The sequence below is a fragment of the Bradyrhizobium sp. CB3481 genome (assembly GCF_029714305.1).
Lineage (GTDB): Bacteria > Pseudomonadota > Alphaproteobacteria > Rhizobiales > Xanthobacteraceae > Bradyrhizobium.
Window position 1 is genome coordinate 3,946,049 of record NZ_CP121647.1, and the last position, 18,576, is coordinate 3,964,624.

Below are 18,576 nucleotides of genomic sequence, written 5' to 3' on the forward strand. Positions count from 1 at the left end.
GCACCTGCGTTGGGTCATGGTTCGTAAATAGCGGCACAGACTGGGGTGACCCGACCTGCAGGCAGACCGATCGTGACGCCGTATTACTCGGCCGCTTCCGGCTTGCGCTCCTCGCGCAACTGGAAGCGCTTCAGCAGCGCGGACACGGTGTCGCGGAAGCCGCCATACTCCAACTCGGAATAAGGCAGCATCGCTGCACCAGACCAGCCTTGGCTGCGCATCTCGATAGCTTTGCTCTGGGCGCGGCGACGGACCTCGTCCCACGCCGGGTTGTCGAAGAAATCGGTATAGGACTCCGAGAAGCGGCCATCCTTGTCGATCGAGAAGCCGGCGCAGGAAACGATCGGCAGGCAGTACATCCCCGTCACCGGTGTGTTGAGCGGCACGGGCATCAGCGGCATCACGTGCGAGCCGCGCGCATCGCCGCCGACGAAATGCGCCTTGGCGAACGGCGAGATGATTTCTTCCGGCGCCGGGAAAATTCCCTGGTTCCTGACGATCGCGACCGGATCATCCTTGCCGGTGTACTTGCCGGCAATCGCGTGAAGACGCTGCGCCGAAACGGCGACGGCGACCTCGCCATGGGTCCGGGAAATGATGCGATCAATGCCAAAGCGCTCGTTGTCGCGGAGCAGCGCGGCGATGTGGTAGCCATCCGCGGGCGCGTCGAGTTCGATCACGCTGTCGCCTGCCGTGTTGTCCATGTCGATGACATGGAAACGGAATCCCTTGATCATCGGCGGCAGCATCAGCCCGGCGCAATACATGGGATCGGCAAAGGTGAGATAGAGCGGCAGGTTGTAGGCGCCGGGGCCGCATTTGTCGGCGGCGAACACCATGAAAGACTCCGCAGGTCTCGTGCCCGAGAGGCTGTGGTCGAAGCTGAGCTCGGCGACGCCTGGGCCGGCGCCGCGGACGTTCCCGGACGGTGCGTCGGCGAGAAGATCCTGGCCGGCGCCATAAAGCCCGGAGGTTTTCGCTACCGAGGTGGCCGCGAGGAACGCCTTCCAGGCAAGTTGATGCACCGCGGAGCTTCCTTCGCCCCGTGTGTGCGTCATGATGATCGCAATGTCGTCTCCGGTGTGGCAGACGAAAGCATCGATCAGCAGGCCATCGCAGATCGCCTTCGCGACCTCGCCCTCGACAGCCGCCATCATGCGTGTGGACGGTTTCGTGTGGCCGCCAACGGAGCCTATGTCAGCCTTGATGACCGAAAGGGTGAGTCTCATGAGCGTTTCCTCCGACCCAGCGCAGCGCCTCGGCCTCGGCGCTCGCTGCGCCGGGGCACGGCGCTGCTCATTGGCGGAGAGAACGTGTCATGTTGCTGTAGGTTCCATCTGAAGTCATGGCGCCTCGGCTCGCTGCCGAGCTCAGCGAGTAGCATGGCAATTGCTGCGCGGCACGAGTCCGTTTTTGTGCTTTTCCAGACACTAGATGTCGTAATACAAATAGAATTCATATGGATGAGGCCGCAACCGGATCGGATCGACCTCTTTCTTCCGCTTGTAGTCGAGCCAGGTCTCGATCACGTCCGCCGTGAATACATCGCCGCGGAGCAGGAAGGCGTGATCGCGCTCCAGCGCGTCAAGCGCCTGATCCAGCGATCCCGGTGTCGACCTCACGTCCTTCGCTTCGGCGGGCGGCAGGTCATAAAGGTTCTTGTCGATCGGACTGCCCGGATCAATCCGGCTGGTGATGCCGTCGAGGCCGGCCATCAGCATCGCGGCAAAGGCCAGATAGGGATTACAGGAAGGATCCGGGGAACGAAACTCAACCCGCTTTGCACGCGGGTTCGGCGAATACATCGGAATTCGGCAGCAGGCTGAGCGGTTGCGCTGGGAATAGACCAGATTGATCGGAGCCTCATAGCCTGGCACCAGACGCCGGTAGGAGTTCGTGGTGGGGGCGCAGAGCGCGCACAGCGCCCAGGCGTGGGTCAACAGACCGCCGATGTAGTAGCGGCCGAGCTGGCTCAACTCGGCATAGTCGCCCTTGTCGTAGAACAGATTGGTCTCGCCCTTCCACAGCGACTGGTGAACGTGCATCCCCGAGGCGTTGTCCTCGAACAGCGGCTTAGGCATGAAGGTTGCGGTCATGCCGTGCTCGCGGGCGGTGTTCTTCACCACGTATTTGTAGATCATCAGATTGTCGGCCATGCGGGTGAGCGTCGTGAAACGCATGTCGATTTCGTTCTGGCCGCCGGTCGCGACTTCATGGTGATGGGCTTCGATCTGGATGCCGAGCTGTTCCATCGTCAGCACCATTTCGGTTCGGAGAGCCTGCATGCTGTCAGTTGGGGGAACTGGAAAGTATCCCTCCTTCGGACGCGGCTTGTGGCCCAGATTCGGCTCTTCCTCCTTGCCGGTATTCCAATTGCCTTCGCTGGAATCGATTTCGTGGAAGGCGTAATTGATGCCCTGTCCATAGCGCACGTCGTCGAACACGAAGAACTCCGCCTCCGGGCCGAAGTAGCTCGTATCGGCGGGGCCGGTGCCCGTCAGGTTGGTTTCGGCCTTCTGAGCGATGTAGCGGGCATCACGGCTATAGGGTTGACCGGTCACGGGGTCCCTGATGTTGCAGATCAGGACCAGGGTCGATGAAGGGGAATACGGGTCGAGGAAGGCCGTGGTCGGGTCCGGCACGACCAGCATGTCGCTTTCCTGAATCTCCTGGAAGCCGCGAATGGATGAGCCGTCGAATCCAATGCCTTCGCTCAGAGCGTCGATACTCGCTGCACCCGGCGGAATGGAAAAATGTTGCCACACCCCGGGCAAGTCGGTGAAGCGGAGATCTATCATCTGCACCTTCTTGTCCATGATCGACTTCACGAGATCTTCGGCCGTCGCACACTTCGGAAACATGGCTTCACTCCTGTCATGGAGAGCCGCATCTTGAGGTCGCGCCACCATTCAGCCGCGACGAAGCGGCCTGCAATGGGTTGTGGTTCTGCGTTGCCGCGCCGGCAGCCTCAGCTCTGGTGGGGCCCGCGCATGAGCTTCATCGCGTCTTCGATATGCCGCCAGGTTCTGGCCAGTTCGACCTCGCCGTTGGCCTCAAGTTCGATGGCGTTCTGGGCGGCTTCCGCGATGGCCTTGGGGCCATGTGCTTCCAGCAACTGTCGCGCATAGTCGTGGATTTCGATTTCTCGCATGGCGTCATGCTCCTCTCGTTCTGAACGCAACCGTGAATTCCAGTCGAGCCGAGAGCGGTAGACGTGTTGGCACCTGATCGTGCGCGAACAGTGTGCATCCAGCTGCGGCGCACTTGCAAGAGCGCTGTCGAGGGCGCTTTTCCGGGCGGTGGGTTGCCGGGATTGGCGGATGGCCCCGGGGCTAGGCACAGGCGGCAACACAGCGCAGGGCTGGACGGATGCGCTTTGAGAGCCGCACCACCATATCCATGGGAGAGGGAGGTGAGCATCATGCGCATGCGCATTCAACACTGGCAGGACGTTGCCAGCCTGGTGGTGGGTGCGTGGCTGGTCGTTTCGCCGTTTGTCCTGGGTTTGACCGGGGCAGCCGTTTGGCTAACCGTCGCACTCGGGTTAGGCGTCATCCTGTTTGCCGTCGAGGCATTCGTCATTCCTTCCTACTTGGAGGAATGGGGTGAGATGCTTCTGGGTGCGGCGCTCGTGGTAGCACCGTGGACGGTCGGCTACGAGCAGAGCGCAGCTGCGGTGAGCAGCGCGCTGTCGGGCCTGTTGGTGATCCTGTTTGCTGTCTGGGAGCTGATGACAGATCGTGACTTCAGCACCTGGTGGCACGATCGCTGGCATCACGGCGCTGGCTGAGGATGAGGGCGTTGGTCCTCTCGTCGACCGACCGCTATTGGTAGCGGTCGGCTGCGACGGGCATTGTCTTGAGCCTAACGGCCTCTCGCACAATCGCTGTCCACGCCGTTCCGTAAGACGGGCTCATCAATGGTGGACGAGCACATCGATGGCGGTAGATCGTGCCATGGGCTGCAGCGCACCACCAGCTCGCTAGCAGCCGCGGCAAATGCCCCGCATGGCTTTTGCGAGCTGGGCCTCGTCCGCGGTCATCGGCTCGTAGGGCTTTTGCTGCTCGGCCTCCCGGGCCTCGTTCGCCTTTTGCCGGGTGAGCCGCGCTGCTTCCTGGCGCTGATAGCAGGCTTCGCGCTCGGTGCGCGCCTCGATGAAGCGGCATTGTTCCGGCGTGGCGGCATAGCCGGAAGGGGAGGTGAGGACGATCGCAAGAAAAATCCAGGCCGCACGCTTCATGCCAGTTGTTGTCCTGATGCTCGATTCACCCCGCGCAATTGTAACCCCGGACGACATGCATTTCTTGCGGTTTCGTTGCGGGTGTCGGATTCAATGTGACGCATTGATCGGGGCCGTCAGCGCGGATCGCTCAACGATGGCGGAATGCCGCCGGTGACTTCCGACGTATCGCCGGAAATGCGCCAGGCCGCCACTCCGACGCATACCGTGAGCGTCAGAGCGATCATCAGCAGAAGCACGGAAGAAAACTGGCTCACATCGTATTCCGCAATGAACCTGAATTGCACAGAAACCAGCACGGCTGGCCGAGTCGATAAATGCAGTCAGGCTGACTTAATGGAGGTTTTCCACGGCGGATGAAGCATGTGCGGCGCTACCCGCTTGCGGCGAGCCTATCCGTCGGAGTGCATTTCCTGAGGTTTCTGCATCTGTTCTGCTAGCGGGCCCAATACACCGTCCGGTAGTCTTACACCCTTCACGAGATCGTAAGGTGTAGTCAAGGTGTAGGCTCGGTGGCGGAGCAGGGCGACACGTCGGGCCGAAAGCGCGGTTATGCCGGCACCTGGCCGCCGCGCGCCGCGGTGCCTGTCGGCCTTGCGCCGTCACCGCCTGCGTTCTGGCCGCCGCTGATCGAGACCCTGCGCGCCTGGGCGCGCGCCGAAACTGGCGCCGGGCGGCTGCTGCCCTGGGTGCCGGTCGCGTTCGGCTCGGGCATCGGGCTCTACTTCGCGGCCGATCATGAGCCGGTGCTGTCGGTGGCCGCCGGCCTGGCCATTGTGCTGTGCGCGGTGGCGGTCCTGTTGCGGCGGCAGAAATTCTTCCCCGCTGCCGTCATGATCGCAGCCGTCGCGTCCGGCTTTGCGGTCGCGACCTGGAAGACGGCGCGGGTGGCACATGGCGTGCTGGCGCGGCCGATGTTTTCGGTGTCGCTGACCGGCTTTGTCGAGACGCGGGACATCCGCGAGCGCACCGACCGTTTCGTCCTTCGCGTCGTCACCATGGAAAGCGCGCGCGGGACCACCAAGCTGGAGCGCGTGCGGCTGTCGGTGAAGAAGGGCGCGGCGCCCGATGTCGGCCGTTTTGTCGAGCTGAAGGCCCGGCTGTTGCTGCCGCTCGGGCCGGTGCGGCCGGGCAGCTATGATTTCAGCCGCGACATGTTTTTCGCCGGCATCGGCGCCTCCGGTTTCGTGATGGGCGCGATCAAGACGGCGGAGCCGCCGGAGGGCGGCGGGCTGCGCCTGCACTACTCCGCCTTCATGCAGGGCCTGCGCGATACGATCGACGCGCGGATCAGGACCACGCTGGAAGGCGACAAGCGCGCGATTGCGACCGCGCTGCTCACCGGGCGTCGGGACGCGATCTCGCCGCCGGTGAACGATGCCATGTTCATTTCCGGCCTCGGCCATGTGCTGTCGATTTCCGGCTACCACATGGCCGTCGTCGCCGGCGTCGTGTTCTTCGCGGTGCGGGCGCTGCTGGCGCTGTTTCCACTGCTCACGGTCGGTTACGCCATCAAGAAATGGGCGGCGGCCGCCGCGCTCGCGGCAGCCGCGTTTTATCTCCTGCTCTCCGGCGCCGAGGTCGCGACGCAAAGGTCGTTCTTCATGACGGCGGTGGTGCTGATCGCCGTTATGGTGGATCGCCGCGCCATCACCTTTCGCACGCTCGCGGTCGCCGCCTTGATCGTGCTGACGGTCGCGCCGGAGGCACTGGTGCATCCGAGCTTCCAGATGTCGTTTGCCGCCACCTTGGGCCTGGTGGCGCTGGTGCAGATCGGCATGCCGCGCCTGTTCGCAACCGCCGACCACACCGCCACCGCGCGGGCCGCGCTGTGGGGCGGCCGCGAGCTCACCATGCTGCTGCTGGCCTCCCTGGTGGCCGGGCTTGCCACCATGCCCTACGCGGCCTTTCACTTTCACCGGGTGACGCCCTACGGCGTTCTCGCCAACCTCGCGGCGATGCCGGTGGTGTCGGCTATCGTGATGCCGGCGGGCCTGCTCGGCCTCGTCGCCATGCCGTTCGGTTTCGATCGGCTGTTCTGGGCGATCATGGGTTTTGGCATCGACTGGATGATCGCGGTCACGCAATGGGTCGCGGCCTTGCCCGGCGCGGTCGGCCGCGTGCCGGCCTTCGGCATCGGCCCGCTGGTCGCGGCGAGCTTTGGCATCATCCTGCTCGGCCTGCTCCGCACGCCGCTGCGCTGGTCCGGCGCCGCATTGGTGCTTGTGGCGGCCATGTGGGCGGCGCGGGTGACGCCGCCGGACATCCTGATTTCCGCCGACGGCCGCCATGTCGGCGTTCGCGGTCAGGACGGCCGGCTGCATATGATGCACGCGGTGAAGGGCTCGCAGGATACGTTTCTCCTGAAGGAGTGGCTGGCGGCGGATGCGGATGCGCGCACCGTGGCCGATCCCTCGCTCACATCAGGCGTATCATGCGACGATTCCGGCTGCGTCGTGCCATCCGCCGGCGGCGCGCTGGTCGCGCAGGCGTTCCGGCCGGAAGCCTTTGCGGACGATTGCGAGCGCACGGCGCTGATCGTGACGCTGCGGCAGGCGCCAGCCGCCTGCGAGGCTTCCGTCATCGACGGCGGGCGATTGCGGCGCCAGGGCGCGATGGCGCTCCGGCGAAGCCGGGAGGGGCTTGCTGTCGAGGCGGTCAAGCCGCGCGGCATCGATCGGCCCTGGTCGCCAGCCGCAGCCGAGGACGGCGAGGCGGGCGCCGCGGTGCTGGCGCCACGCGTGCCGGCGCGTGCCGTCGATGCGACGCCGGCGGAGGCAGACCTTCAGGCGGAGGAATAGACGACGTTCAGTGCCCGTCGTGCGGAGGGCTTACCGGTATCTCGAACGCGCCGAGGTGAAATTCCTCCGGTGCGTCGGGGTCCGACGGCAGGTTGACCAGTGTGAACGAGGCGTCAGGGAATTGCTGCCAGATCGCGAGATCGTCGGCCGTGACCGTGAGCCAGCCATAGCGGAACATGTAGCGTCCCGGCTCGGTGACGCGTCCGGCTCTTTGCCATGTAACCTTGTTGACCACCGACTGCCCCTCGGCGCCGATTTTCCAGGCAATATAATATCACGTGATCCGCCGATTTGAACCGGCGGATCACGTGCGCGCGGCGTTTAGCCGGTCACGATGGAAGCGGCCGGAGGCGCTTCGACGGCCTTCGGGGCACGCTCGCCGCCGGTCTGGACCACCGGCAATTGCAGCACGGTCGCCCGCTGGCCTTCGCAAAGCTGCGTCACCAGCACGTGACTGCCATCGGGAAATTCGATCGCGTCATGGTGACGGTCGGCCACTTCGGGCTCGATCTGATTGAACTTGCCGACCCGCCACTCGGTGGTTCGCGTCCAGATCCAGCGGTTATCGTATCTGACGTCCTCGGCGAACGCCAGTTCGGTGCCGGGAAGCATGCAGACCGCCACTGCAGGCTCACGCTCTGACGCAAAGCCGCGGGTCGATGTACCGCGGAAGGTCGTGGTAACGAGCGTCTCGCCGACCCGGGCAGGGCGCGTCGCCACGGCGTGCAGGCTATAGTCACACATCGGATGGCTCCCTCGTTAGAGATAGCTGACCCGTGTCTGGAAGGAGGCACAGGCCTCTATCACAGTGGACTTTATCGTAGTGAAATTGGCAGAAGCATTTTCTTGGTTCTGGGCAATTCTGCGACGGGCCTACTGCGACCAAATCACAAGCGCGCTAGCGCGGCTTTTGTTCCTTCACGCAGCAAAAAACCCCGGCCGAAGGCCGGGGCTGGTATTGTCGCCGCGATGTACGCAAACCGACAGATCAATATTGAAAGATCAGTATTTGCGGTACAGCCCGATCAGCTTGCCCTGAATGCGGACCCGGTTGGGCGGCAGGATGCGGACTTCATAGGCGGCGTTGGCCGGCTCGAGCGCTATCGAGGCGCCGCGGCGGCGGAAGCGTTTTAGCGTCGCTTCCTCCTCGTCGATCAGCGCCACCACGATGTCGCCGGTGTCGGCGGTCTCATTGCGCTGGATCAGCGCCATGTCGCCATCGAGAATGCCGGCATCCACCATGGAATCGCCGCGCACTTCGAGCGCGTAATGTTCGCCGGAGCCGAGCATGTCAGGCGGCACGCTGATGGTGTGGCTGCGGGTCTGCAGCGCCTCGATCGGCGTACCGGCGGCGATCCGGCCCATGACGGGTACGGCGACCGGGCGATTGCCGTCGTCCTCGGCGACAGGCGGGGTCGAGGCGCGCTTGCCGAGCGTGCCTTCGATAACGCTCGGCGTGAAGCCACGGCGTCCGTTGCCGGCGGCGGCGAGCTCGGGCAGCTTGATGACTTCGATGGCGCGGGCGCGGTTGGGCAGGCGGCGGATGAAGCCACGCTCCTCCAGCGCCGTAATCAGCCGGTGGATTCCGGATTTCGAGCGTAGGTCGAGCGCATCCTTCATCTCGTCGAAGGAGGGCGGCACGCCGGCCTCTTTCAGCCGTTCATTGATGAAACGCAGAAGTTCGTACTGTTTGCGCGTAAGCATCGCGAGCAATCCCCCGGTTTGGCATCGTCCTTCGGTCTCGAATTTCAGGGCCCAGATCGCGGGAGTCCCCAAACTCCCAACCATAGACACTAGCACTCGAAACAAATCATGAACGGACACTATATGTTCGATATGTGTTCCGCAACCACTTAATTTCAGGTGAACGCATTGCGACAGCGGCCCGAAGCGCCATCTAGGGCGTCACTCCGGCAGGCGTAAGAGCTCGCAACGCGACCCCTTCACGGCAGCCGGCGCGAATGGCGGACGTATCACAAGTGCCCGTGCCGCAGCGAGATTCCCGAGCAGCGAGGAGTCCTGGTGGGTGACCGGCACGGCGGTCAGCGTGCCATCCTCGCGCTCTTCGAGACGGGCGCGGAGATAATCTTCGCGCTGGTCGTTGGCGGCAAGGTCGCGGCCCAAAACGGCGCTTTCCCTGACGTGATGGACGTGGTCGCGGCCCGATAATGCGCGAATCAGCGGCACCAGGAACAGGAAGCCGCAGACATAGGAGGAGACGGGATTGCCGGGCAGGCCGATCACCCGCATTGCGCCGAGCCTGCCATGCATCATCGGCTTGCCCGGCCGCATCGCGATCCGCCAAAAAGCCATCGTCGTCCCTTCGGCCTCGAGCGATCGCTTGACGAGGTCGTGGTCGCCGACCGAGGCGCCGCCCATGGTGATCAGGACGTCCGCTCCTGCCTCGCTAGCGCGGCGGATGCCTGCCGTGGTGGCCTCGACGGTGTCGGCGGCGACCCCGAGATCGATGACCTCGGCGCCCTCGTCCTCGGCCAGCGCCCGCAACGCATAACCGTTGGAATAGACGATCTGGCCGGGTCCGGGCGTCGTACCCGGCATCACCAGTTCGTCGCCGGTGGCGAGCATCGCGATTTTCGGTCGGCGGTGCACGGCGACTTGCGGATAGTTCATGCCGGCGGCGAGCGACAGGTCGCGGTCGGTGAGGCGGCGCCCACGCTTCAGCAGCACGTCACCCTCGCGGAAATCGACGCCGGCAGCGCGGATATGCCGCCCCGGGGCGGCGGCTTCGGTGATGGTGATATGATCGCCGTCGACCGCCGTGTCTTCCTGGATGATGACGGCGTCGGCCCCGTCAGGGATCACGCCGCCGGTGAATATCCGCACCGCTTCGCCTTGGCCGACCTTCCGTTCGAACGGGCGGCCGGCAGCGACCTCGCCGATCACTTTCAGCCGGGCGGAGAGATCGGCGGCGTCAGCGGCGCGCACCGCATAGCCGTCCATCGCCGACATCGCCTCAGGCGGCTGGGTCCGCCGTGCCGCGACGTCGCGCGCCAGCACGCGATGATGGGCGGCTTCGAGCGCGACCATTTCCTCGGGTAGCGGATCGGCGCCACTGAGGATCGCGGATAAGGCATCGGCAACCGGCATCAAGGCCACGGGCAGACCTCCTTATATTCCAAGTGCGGTCAATGCCCTTGCCACGTCATCCGTCGATGTCACGTGGATGGCAGAAAGGCCGCGCGCCCGCGCGCCTTCGATATTGGCGGCTGAATCGTCGAAGAACAGAATCCGCGACGCCGGCACGCCGATCGCTCTTATCACATGATCATAGGCTTCGGCGTCCGGTTTGCGCAAACCGATCGTCGAGGACAGGAATATCTCGCGGAAATGACTGAGCAACTCCGCATAGGCCTGCGAGAAATGCGCGACATGGGCCGGATTGGTGTTGGAAAAAGCATAGAGCGGCATCCGCCGAGCCGCACCGGCCAGAAGCGGCGCGATGCCGGGCATCTCGCCGGTGAAGATCGCGTTCCAACCCTCCAGGAACTGGGCGTCCGTGATGGCGATGCCGAGCGACTGGCGCAGGTTTGCAAAGAACGCGGCGTCGTCGATCCGGCCGATCTCGTGGTGCTTGAAACTGTCGTCGACAATGAAGCGCGCGGCGAGGTCGTTGGGCGTGCAGCCCGCATGGCCTGCCCAGCACGCCATCACGCGGTCGAGGCTGATATCGAGCACGACACGGCCGAGGTCGAACAATAGGACGTCGGCGGAATTGGGCGCTGGCGGAGAATTCATGGCAGTCGTTTACAAAACTGGCCGGGCATGGGCAACGGGCGGGCTGATTTCCGCGCGATCCGGCATTTAAGCCGCTGCATGAGCTGTGCTATGCGTTAGGTCAAAACAGGGAGCGGTGCATGAATATCCCAGGCAGAATTTTGAGCGCTGTGGCTGGACTGGCGCTACTGGCCGGACCGGCCTTGGCACAAAAGGGCCCGGCCAGATATGGCGAGGAGGACAAACCCAAGACGCCGGCCGAAATCGCCGCCGAGAAGGAGGCCGAGAAGGCCTACCAGAGATCGCTCGGTAACATTCCCCAGCAGCAGAAGAGCGACCCCTGGGGAACGATGCGCGGCGACAGCGCGCCGCCGAAAGCCGCCGCCAAGACCCTCGCCAAGCCCAAATCCGCCGAAGGCGCGGCAAAGTAAGAAGACACTTCCCGGCGCCATGCCGGGACAATGATGTCCAAAGGCCAGGGAAGCCACCGATGACGGAAACGCTGCTGTTTTCCCCGATGACGATCCGCGGCGTCACGCTGAAGAACCGCATCGTGGTGCCGCCGATGCATCAATATTCGGCGGTGAAGGGCTTTCCGACCGACTGGCATCTGATGAACGCCGGCAAGTTCGCCGCCGGCGGCGCCGGCCTGGTCGTGGTGGAATCGACCAAGGTCGAGCGGCGCGGTTGCGGCACAGTCGGCGATCTCGGCATCTGGGACGACAAGTTCATAGAGCCGCTCGGCCGCCTCGTCACTTTCATCAAGCAGCAGAACGCGGTCGCCGGCATCCAGCTCGGCCATTCCGGCCGCAAGGCGCGCGCGACGCGGCCTTGGGAGGGCGATCGGCCGCTGCAGCGGACCCCCGAGGTCGAGGATTGGGACGAGTGGGGCCCGGTGGCGCCGAGCGCGATTGCCCATAGCGAGCGCTGGCCGGCGCCGCGCGCGCTCGAGACAGGGGAAGTGAAGGATCTGGTGCAGACCTGGGGGCAGGCGGCGCGCCGCGCGCATGAGGCAGGGTTCGACGTGCTGGAGCTGCACGGCGCCCATGGCTACCTCGTGCATGAGTTCCTGTCGGAGCGCTCCAACCAGCGCAGCGACGAATATGGTGGTTCGGAAGCGGGCCGCATGCGCTTCCTGATCGAGGTGACGGAGGCCGTGCGCACGCATTGGCCCGACCACAAGCCGCTGTTCGTGCGTCTCTCGGTCGAGGACAATGCGGGCTGGGGACCGGAACAGAGCGTGCGGCTGGCAAAAATTCTCAAGGCGAAGGGCGTCGATGCAATCGACTGCTCCTCCGGCGGCATCACCGAAACGGCGCCGATCCTCGGCAAGGAAATCAAATACAGCTACCAGGTACCGCTGTCGGACCAGGTCCGGCGCCAGGCCGACATCATGACCATGGCGGTCGGCCTTATCATCCATGGCGACCAGGCCGAGCAGATCCTGCGGGACGGGCAGGCCGATCTGATCGCGGTCGGGCGGGAAATCCTCAACAATCCCAACTGGCCGATGGACGCGGCGCTGAAACTCGGCGTCGACGGCCCATTCCGCAACGTTCCGCCGCAATTCGGCTACTGGCTGGGCACCCGCGCCAAGCGCGGCTTCGGAACCAGCCCGTCGACGTGGCAAAAAGGGCTGCAGGAAGCCGGAAACGCCTCCTGAAAAACCCGTACTGCCCCGGCCGTGCGTGCCTTGATCCGACCAAAAAGCCATTGTGAGTTGGCGGTGCCGGGACAGGGGCGCCGATTCACCGGGATCGTGGGCGTCCGTTAGGGAAGGGACGCCCCCACATGCGCAGGAATTTCGCCTTTCTTCTCGGCACGGTGACGGGTGCGTGTCTGACCCTGGTCGTGGCCGGACCGCAAGGCGCCAACCTGGTGGCGGCGGCAAAGGCCGCAGCCCGTTCCGACACCTACAACCAGCTCAACCTGTTCGGCAGCGTGTTCGAGCGGATCAAGACCAGTTATGTCGAGAAGCCCGACGATTCCAAGCTGATGGAGGGCGCCATCAACGGCATGATCTCCGCGCTCGATCCTCATTCGCGCTACATGAATGAGAAGGGCTGGAGCGACATGCAGGAGACCACCCATGGCGAGTTCGGCGGGCTCGGCATCGAGGTCACGATGGAAGACGGCCTCGTCAAGGTGGTGACGCCGATCGACGATACGCCGGCGGCCAAGGCCGGCGTGCTGTCGGGTGACGTGATCACCCAGATCGACGACGAGGCGATCCAGGGCATGAGCCTCGAACAGGCGGTGAGCCGGATGAAGGGCCCCGCCAACAGCAAGATCCGGCTGAAGGTCCTGCGCAAGGGCGCCGCCGCGCCGATCGAGGTTGCCATCGTGCGCGAGATCATCCGGGTGCGGCCGGTCAAGTTCCGCACCGACGGCGGCGATATCGGCTACATCAGGATCACCCGTTTCAACGAGCAGACCACCGACGGCCTGAAGAAGGCGCTGGCCAACATCACAAGGGATATCCCGGCGGACAAGCTGGCCGGCTATGTCATCGACCTCCGCAACAATCCCGGCGGATTGCTTGATCAGGCGGTGTCGGTGTCGAGCGCCTTCATGAACCGCGGCGAGGTGGTCTCGACCCGCGGCCGTACCTCGGAGGAAACCCAGCGCTTCACTGCGCGCGGCGGCGATATCACCAAGGGCAAGCCGCTCGTCGTGCTGATCAATGGCGGCTCGGCCTCGGCTTCCGAGATCGTCGCCGGTGCGCTGCGCGACCACAAGCGCGCCACCCTGATCGGCACGCGCACCTTCGGCAAGGGCTCGGTGCAAACCATCATTCCGCTCGGGCAGGGCAACGGCGCGCTGGCGCTGACCACCGCGCGCTACTTCACGCCGTCGGGCCGCTCGATCCAGGCCCAGGGCATCGCGCCCGACGTCGAGGTGCTGCAGGACGTGCCCGACGAATTCAAGGGCCGCGCCGATCTGAAGGGCGAAGCCTCGATGCGCGGCCATCTCGCCGCCGAAGGCACCGAGCAGACCGGCTCGCAGGCCTATGTTCCGCCGAACGAAAAGGACGACAAGGCGCTGATCGCGGCCTTCAACCTGCTGCGCGGGGTCACCGTGAACGCGAACGGCCCGGCGATGGCCAAGCGCGCAGTGCCGAACTGACGGCAGCCGAGCCGCGGGGCGCGGATGCAAAATCGCGAAAACAACCCCATGCACAGTAGAATGGGGCTGCATTTCTGAGCTGCGGCGCGGTTCCGGCGCGCTTTTCTTCTTCACAATTCTCCCAGGAAACCATCGCTCGCTCGCGCGTTGTGCGTGAGGCAACCAGGGAGGATAGCGCATGCGAACCTCAATTCTCGCCATCATGATCGCTTTCGGAACCGCTAGCGCTATGCCAGCACTGGCTCAGCAATCGACAGCGCCTGGCCAGCAGCAGATGCAATCCAACAAGCAGATGCAGGAGGAAGCGGACAAGGGCATCAAGACCCGCGACTCCGGGGAGTCCGGATTTGTGGGAGAGCAGGAGAAGCCAGGGGCTGCCGCCCGCGCGCCAGGGCAACCCGGTCACAACAGCCAGACCACGACAGGTGCGGGTGCCGGCCGCGGTTCCGAGACCGGAAGCAGTCCGCGCTAGCTCAAGTTTCGATCTGCACGCGGATGAGCGGACCGCTTAGCGAGCGATCAGCAATAGCGGGATCGACGCAGTGATCGCCGCCGTAATCATGTGCTCTGGTTCTCGCCCTGATGCTGTCGTCAAGACGCGCGCGGCGGTCCGAAAAACCTCATCTCGTTTGAAACCTCCTCTTCGATCCGGCCGTACTTCGCACGGCGTGATTTTCATCGCGCCGGTTCCCGCTCGATTGTGTGTTTCAAACGGAGTTGCCATGTCGAAGAAACGGATTTTGCTCATCCTGATCCTGTCCCTCGGTTCGACCGGCGTCCTGCAAGCCAACCCGCTGGATTCGCCCGGCATCGTCTATATCGATGGGCAGCCATGCAACAGCGCGTGCCAATCCTACATGGCATGGTCGGCCGAGGCCTTGTCCCGCCGATACCGCGAGCACCACGAGACAAACGTCGCGGCTCCGGAAATCGAAAGACCCGCGCAAGCCGGTCCCGCACGGGCCGCAAGACAGCCGGCGCGTAGTTCTCGTGCCACGCCGCCGCGCGCGCCCGTTGCCGCATCGAAAACCGGGACGTCGAATACCAGGAAGGCCGCAACTCCCAATGCCGCGGCCGGCCGCAAGGATGTTCAGGCTGCCGCAGCAGCCGCAGCAAAGCCGATCTCCCGAAGTGTGGCTCAGGACAGTAAGCCGGAAAGCACCGGCAAGCCGGAGCCGAGCCAGACGGCGGCCGTTGCGCCGCCGCAATCCGTGGAAGCTCCCAAAGAGACCGTAACGCCCGAGGTCGTTCTGCCGCCGCCCGCCACGCTGGAGATTGCCGCGCCGGCGAAGCCTGCGACCGCCACCGGCAGCGAGGCTCCCACAGCGGCGGCGCGGACCATCCAGCAGCAGGTCGTCGAAGCGACCGGCATGGCCGACCTCGTCACCGCGATCGGGACAGGGCAGGCGCCAGCCGAGAAGCCGGGCAATCCGGAAACGGCATCCAGTGAGACCAAGGATGCCGGCAAGGCGGCTGCCGCATCGGATGAGAAGGCCGACAATCTGGTGGCGCTCGTTCTGGCGCGTCCCGAAATCAATTCGCTGTCCGACCTCAACAACCGCAACATCGCGATCGAGGAAAGGCAATCCGCATCGAGCGGCCGTGTCAGCGCCGCCTTCATGGCGGCAGGCGCTGCCGAGGTCCAGTTCAGCGAGGGCCAGCAAGGGGCGGTCGACCGTCTGATCCGCGGCGAAGTCCCGGCCGCCGTGCTGACGCTGGCCTCGCCGCAGGCCGCCGAGTGGTTTCCGGACATTGCGGGCTTCAGGACGTTCCGCGTTCCACTTGCGCAGAAGGCGCGGCTTTAGCTAGCCGCTGTACACAGCGTAGCGGCTAAGCCGAGCGCGCCTCGTTCTTCCGCTTGCGTGGGCGGACCGTGGGGGCCGCTTCGGGGTGCGGCAGATACTTCGACAGCATCGGCCGGATATCGGCCGCCGGCTTCGGCGGGCTGAACAGGTAGCCCTGCATTTCCGAGCAGCCGAGCTCGCGCAGCAATTCGCGCTGCTGCTCGGTCTCGACGCCTTCGGCTGTCGTCGTCATGTGGCGTTCGGCGGCGATGTTGACCACCGCCTGGACGATGCAGGACGAGCCCTCCGGCTCGGCGATATCAGATATGAAGCAGCGGTCGATCTTGATCTTGTCGAACGGGAAGCGCTGCAGGTAGCTCAGCGAGGAATAGCCGGTGCCGAAATCGTCGAGCGCGATGCGCACGCCAATGGCGCGCAGGTCGTGCAGCACCGCAAGCGCCGCTTCGTCGTCGCGGATCAGGACGGCCTCGGTGATCTCGAGCTCCAGTCGGCCAGCGGCGAGGCCGGATTCGGCGAGCGCCGCCATCACCTTCAGCGCCAGCGTGCCGCTTCTGAACTGGATCGGCGAGACGTTGACCGCGAGGCGGACATTGCCGGGCCAGCCCGCCGCTTCCTTGCAGGCCGTGGTCAGCACCCATTCGCCGAGCTGGTTGATCAGGCCGGTATCCTCGGCGAGCGGAATGAATTCGGCGGGCGAAATCATGCCGCGCTGCGGATGGCGCCAGCGCACCAGGGCCTCGCAGCCGGTGATCGCGTTGGTCTGCAGGCCGAGGCAAGGCTGGTAGTAGACCTCGAAACCGCCGTCGATGAGCGCCCGGCGCAGGTCCATCTCCAGGCTGCGGCGGGCGCGGACCTCGGCTTCCATGTCGGCTTCGAAGAAGCGATAGGTGCGGCGGCCGGCGGCCTTGGCGGCATACATCGCCAGATCCGCGTTCTTCAGTATCTGGTCGATGTCGGTGCCGTCCTGCGGCGCCAGCGCGATACCGATGCTGGCGTCGGTGGTGACCTGGTGGCCGAGGCACTGGTAGGGCGAGCGGATCGCCTCGAAGATGCGGCTGACCAGCATCATCACATCGTCGGTGTCCTCGATCCCGGTCTGCACGATGGCGAACTCGTCGCCGCCGAGCCGGGCCACGAAATCGCTCTTGCGTGCGCAAGCCGCGAGGCTGGCGGCAACCGATTTCAGCAATTCGTCGCCGATCATGTGCCCGAGGGAATCGTTGACGCTCTTGAATTCGTCGATGTCGATGTAGAGCACGGCCAGTTGCCGGCCGGGGGCGAGGTGAGACAATTCGCGCTTGAGCCGCTCATGGAACAGCGTGCGGTTCGGCAGTTCGGTCAGCGCGTCGTAATGGGCGAGGTGGGTGATGCGTTCCTCGGCGCGGCGGCGCTCGGTGATGTCTTCATGGGTAGCCAACCACCCGCCGTCCGCCACCGGCTCGTTGACGATCTGGATCGAGCGTCCGTCCGGCGTCGAGATCACCATGACGTTGCGGTGGGCAATGTCGCGCAGCACCTCGTTGAGATATTGATCGATATCGCCGACGAAGGAGCCGGTCTCCTTGCGATGGGCGATCACCTCGCGGAAGGTGCAGCCCGGCTTCACCACGTCGGCCGACAGGCCGTACATTTCCAGATAGCGCTTGTTGCAGATGATCAGCCGCTGCTTCGAATCGAACAGCAGCAGGCCCTGCGTCATGTTGTTGACGGCAGTATCGAGACGCTGCTTTTCCAGGGTCAGGCGCTGCTTCGACGCGCGATGCTGATGCGAAAGCTTGCGGACGACGAGAAACAGCAGGGCGGCAATCGCCACCACCGAAAGCCCGGTCACCGCGACCAGAATTGCGATCTGCTCGCGCCAGTCGGCCAACGCGGCCGAGGTCGTGGTCGAGGCGATGATCAGAAGCGGGAAATTCGTCAGCATGCGCGAGGCGATCAGCCGGTCCTCGCCGTCGATTGGGCTGGTGAGGCGTGAGGTGCTGCGGGGCAATTCGAAGATCTGCCGCTGGACGGCGGGGCCGTTCCTGAAATTCTTGCCGATCAGGTCAGCGACATGCGGGTAGCGGGCCAGCAGCGTGCCGTCGCTGTGATGCATGGCGATGGTGGCGGCGGGGCCGAGCGCGACGGTGGCGAAGAATTTTTCGAAATTGGCGGGCTCGATGCCCCGGCCGATGGCGCCGAGGAATTCGCCCTTGGGGCCGGTGACCTTGCGGGCGATCACCGTGGTCCAGGCGCCGGTGATGCGGCTATAGACTGGCTCGACCAGCATTTCCGGCGAGTGCGGGCTGGACTTGAAGGTCCGGAAGAAAGCGCGATCCGCCGAGTTGACCGGCGGCGCCGGCCAGGCAGCCGATGCATTGATCAAGTTGCCGTCGGCGTCGAAGATGTTGATGCCACCGACATAGGCCAGCGCGTCGAGCTTGGATTTCAGCATCAGATGGATGTCGTGAGCCGACATCCGCCGCTTGTAGTTCTCGGGCGTGGCGATCCCGCTGGACCGCATGAACGCGATCAGGTCCTTCTGGACGACCTGGAAATCTTCGAGCCGCTGGTCGAAATGACGTGCGAGCAGCAGCACGGTGTTTTCCAGCTCGCGTTCGCTGTTGCGCAGCGCGCGTTCGCGGAAATTGCCGGCCATGATGGTGGCACCGATCGCGATGGTCGCGATCAGGAACGTGCCACCCAGGATCAACCAGCGGATCGGGCCGCCGCGAAGGGCGGACGCGATCCTCAATGAACTGATGCCAGTCAAAGCCATGGAACGCGATCGCTGCCGGGAATTGAACCGCCGGAAGCGGCGTTCTCCCAACCCGGCCCATGACTTCGATAGCGTGGTGAAATGGAGTTGACGTTAGGAAGTCTGGTTAAT

At 64.6% G+C, this 18,576-nt stretch carries 18 protein-coding genes; 7 read left to right on the forward strand and 11 right to left on the reverse strand.

What is annotated here, in order from left to right:
• Nucleotides 1–83: 83 nt before the first annotated feature.
• The 3 genes from QA643_RS19145 to QA643_RS19155 form a co-directional block, all read right to left on the reverse strand.
• Nucleotides 84–1,229, reverse strand: coding sequence for a fructose-1,6-bisphosphatase (locus QA643_RS19145; protein WP_283034624.1), 1,146 nt, complete (start codon nt 1,227–1,229; stop codon nt 84–86).
• Between the two features lie 201 nt (nt 1,230–1,430).
• Nucleotides 1,431–2,861, reverse strand: coding sequence for a type I glutamate--ammonia ligase (glnA, locus tag QA643_RS19150; protein WP_283034625.1), 1,431 nt, complete (start codon nt 2,859–2,861; stop codon nt 1,431–1,433).
• 107 nt (nt 2,862–2,968) lie between these two features.
• Nucleotides 2,969–3,151, reverse strand: a complete 183-nt coding sequence (locus QA643_RS19155) for a hypothetical protein (RefSeq protein ID WP_283034626.1) — start codon at nt 3,149–3,151, stop codon at nt 2,969–2,971.
• 276 nt (nt 3,152–3,427) lie between these two features.
• Between QA643_RS19155 and QA643_RS19160 the strand changes: the two genes are divergently transcribed.
• The gene (locus QA643_RS19160; protein ID WP_283034853.1) at nt 3,428–3,790 is read left to right on the forward strand and encodes an SPW repeat protein; all 363 of its coding nucleotides are present in this window, start codon (nt 3,428–3,430) and stop codon (nt 3,788–3,790) included.
• A gap of 192 nt (nt 3,791–3,982) precedes the next feature.
• On the opposite strand, the gene QA643_RS19165 is transcribed toward QA643_RS19160, so the two are convergent.
• The gene (locus tag QA643_RS19165) at nt 3,983–4,240 is read right to left on the reverse strand and encodes a hypothetical protein (RefSeq protein WP_283034627.1); all 258 of its coding nucleotides are present in this window, start codon (nt 4,238–4,240) and stop codon (nt 3,983–3,985) included.
• 116 nt (nt 4,241–4,356) lie between these two features.
• Nucleotides 4,357–4,497, reverse strand: a complete 141-nt coding sequence (locus QA643_RS19170; RefSeq protein ID WP_283034628.1) for a hypothetical protein — start codon at nt 4,495–4,497, stop codon at nt 4,357–4,359.
• Between the two features lie 255 nt (nt 4,498–4,752).
• On the opposite strand from QA643_RS19170, the gene QA643_RS19175 reads away from it, so the two are divergent.
• Entirely contained in the window at nt 4,753–7,041 is a 2,289-nt protein-coding gene (locus tag QA643_RS19175; RefSeq protein WP_283034629.1) for a ComEC/Rec2 family competence protein, read from the forward strand.
• A gap of 7 nt (nt 7,042–7,048) precedes the next feature.
• Here the strand turns inward: QA643_RS19175 and QA643_RS19180 are convergent, their stop codons facing one another.
• The 5 genes from QA643_RS19180 to QA643_RS19200 form a co-directional block, all read right to left on the reverse strand.
• Complete coding sequence (locus tag QA643_RS19180; protein WP_283034630.1) at nt 7,049–7,276, reverse strand: hypothetical protein; 228 nt, start codon at nt 7,274–7,276, stop codon at nt 7,049–7,051.
• Nucleotides 7,277–7,362: 86 nt separating this feature from the next.
• Entirely contained in the window at nt 7,363–7,785 is a 423-nt protein-coding gene (locus tag QA643_RS19185; protein ID WP_283034631.1) for a hypothetical protein, read from the reverse strand.
• Nucleotides 7,786–8,043: 258 nt separating this feature from the next.
• Entirely contained in the window at nt 8,044–8,745 is a 702-nt protein-coding gene (lexA, locus tag QA643_RS19190) for a transcriptional repressor LexA (RefSeq protein ID WP_283034632.1), read from the reverse strand.
• A 201-nt stretch (nt 8,746–8,946) separates the two neighbouring features.
• Nucleotides 8,947–10,158: a gephyrin-like molybdotransferase Glp gene (glp, locus tag QA643_RS19195; RefSeq protein WP_283034633.1), complete on the reverse strand. Its 1,212-nt coding sequence runs from the start codon at nt 10,156–10,158 to the stop codon at nt 8,947–8,949.
• 12 nt (nt 10,159–10,170) lie between these two features.
• The gene (locus QA643_RS19200) at nt 10,171–10,797 is read right to left on the reverse strand and encodes an HAD family phosphatase (RefSeq protein WP_283034634.1); all 627 of its coding nucleotides are present in this window, start codon (nt 10,795–10,797) and stop codon (nt 10,171–10,173) included.
• A 119-nt stretch (nt 10,798–10,916) separates the two neighbouring features.
• Here QA643_RS19200 and QA643_RS19205 point away from each other — a divergent pair, with 119 nt between their 5' ends.
• The 5 genes from QA643_RS19205 (at nt 10,917) to QA643_RS19225 (ending at nt 15,707) form a co-directional block, all read left to right on the forward strand.
• Nucleotides 10,917–11,207: a hypothetical protein gene (locus tag QA643_RS19205; RefSeq protein WP_283034635.1), complete on the forward strand. Its 291-nt coding sequence runs from the start codon at nt 10,917–10,919 to the stop codon at nt 11,205–11,207.
• Between the two features lie 59 nt (nt 11,208–11,266).
• On the forward strand, nt 11,267–12,439 hold the full coding sequence (locus QA643_RS19210) for an NADH:flavin oxidoreductase/NADH oxidase (RefSeq protein ID WP_283034636.1): 1,173 nt from the start codon (nt 11,267–11,269) through the stop codon (nt 12,437–12,439).
• 128 nt (nt 12,440–12,567) lie between these two features.
• On the forward strand, nt 12,568–13,902 hold the full coding sequence (locus QA643_RS19215; RefSeq protein WP_283034637.1) for a S41 family peptidase: 1,335 nt from the start codon (nt 12,568–12,570) through the stop codon (nt 13,900–13,902).
• A 178-nt stretch (nt 13,903–14,080) separates the two neighbouring features.
• Entirely contained in the window at nt 14,081–14,374 is a 294-nt protein-coding gene (locus QA643_RS19220) for a hypothetical protein (protein ID WP_283034638.1), read from the forward strand.
• A gap of 250 nt (nt 14,375–14,624) precedes the next feature.
• Nucleotides 14,625–15,707: a hypothetical protein gene (locus QA643_RS19225; protein ID WP_283034639.1), complete on the forward strand. Its 1,083-nt coding sequence runs from the start codon at nt 14,625–14,627 to the stop codon at nt 15,705–15,707.
• Nucleotides 15,708–15,732: 25 nt separating this feature from the next.
• Here QA643_RS19225 and QA643_RS19230 read toward each other — a convergent pair whose 3' ends face one another.
• Entirely contained in the window at nt 15,733–18,465 is a 2,733-nt protein-coding gene (locus QA643_RS19230; RefSeq protein ID WP_283034640.1) for an EAL domain-containing protein, read from the reverse strand.
• Between the last annotated feature and the right edge of the window lie 111 nt (nt 18,466–18,576).

Excerpts from the sequence above, each read along its gene's own strand:
- QA643_RS19145 (WP_283034624.1), bottom strand. The coding sequence starts at position 1,229 with ATGAGACTCACCCTTTCGGTCATCAAGGCTGACATAGGCTCCGTTGGC.
- glnA (WP_283034625.1), bottom strand. The coding sequence starts at position 2,861 with ATGTTTCCGAAGTGTGCGACGGCCGAAGATCTCGTGAAGTCGATCATG.
- QA643_RS19155 (WP_283034626.1), bottom strand. The coding sequence starts at position 3,151 with ATGCGAGAAATCGAAATCCACGACTATGCGCGACAGTTGCTGGAAGCA.
- QA643_RS19160 (WP_283034853.1), top strand. The coding sequence starts at position 3,428 with ATGCGCATTCAACACTGGCAGGACGTTGCCAGCCTGGTGGTGGGTGCG.
- QA643_RS19165 (WP_283034627.1), bottom strand. The coding sequence starts at position 4,240 with ATGAAGCGTGCGGCCTGGATTTTTCTTGCGATCGTCCTCACCTCCCCT.
- QA643_RS19185 (WP_283034631.1), bottom strand. The coding sequence starts at position 7,785 with ATGTGTGACTATAGCCTGCACGCCGTGGCGACGCGCCCTGCCCGGGTC.
- lexA (WP_283034632.1), bottom strand. The coding sequence starts at position 8,745 with ATGCTTACGCGCAAACAGTACGAACTTCTGCGTTTCATCAATGAACGG.
- QA643_RS19200 (WP_283034634.1), bottom strand. The coding sequence starts at position 10,797 with ATGAATTCTCCGCCAGCGCCCAATTCCGCCGACGTCCTATTGTTCGAC.
- QA643_RS19205 (WP_283034635.1), top strand. The coding sequence starts at position 10,917 with ATGAATATCCCAGGCAGAATTTTGAGCGCTGTGGCTGGACTGGCGCTA.
- QA643_RS19210 (WP_283034636.1), top strand. The coding sequence starts at position 11,267 with ATGACGGAAACGCTGCTGTTTTCCCCGATGACGATCCGCGGCGTCACG.
- QA643_RS19215 (WP_283034637.1), top strand. The coding sequence starts at position 12,568 with ATGCGCAGGAATTTCGCCTTTCTTCTCGGCACGGTGACGGGTGCGTGT.
- QA643_RS19220 (WP_283034638.1), top strand. The coding sequence starts at position 14,081 with ATGCGAACCTCAATTCTCGCCATCATGATCGCTTTCGGAACCGCTAGC.
- QA643_RS19225 (WP_283034639.1), top strand. The coding sequence starts at position 14,625 with ATGTCGAAGAAACGGATTTTGCTCATCCTGATCCTGTCCCTCGGTTCG.
- QA643_RS19230 (WP_283034640.1), bottom strand. The coding sequence starts at position 18,465 with ATGGCTTTGACTGGCATCAGTTCATTGAGGATCGCGTCCGCCCTTCGC.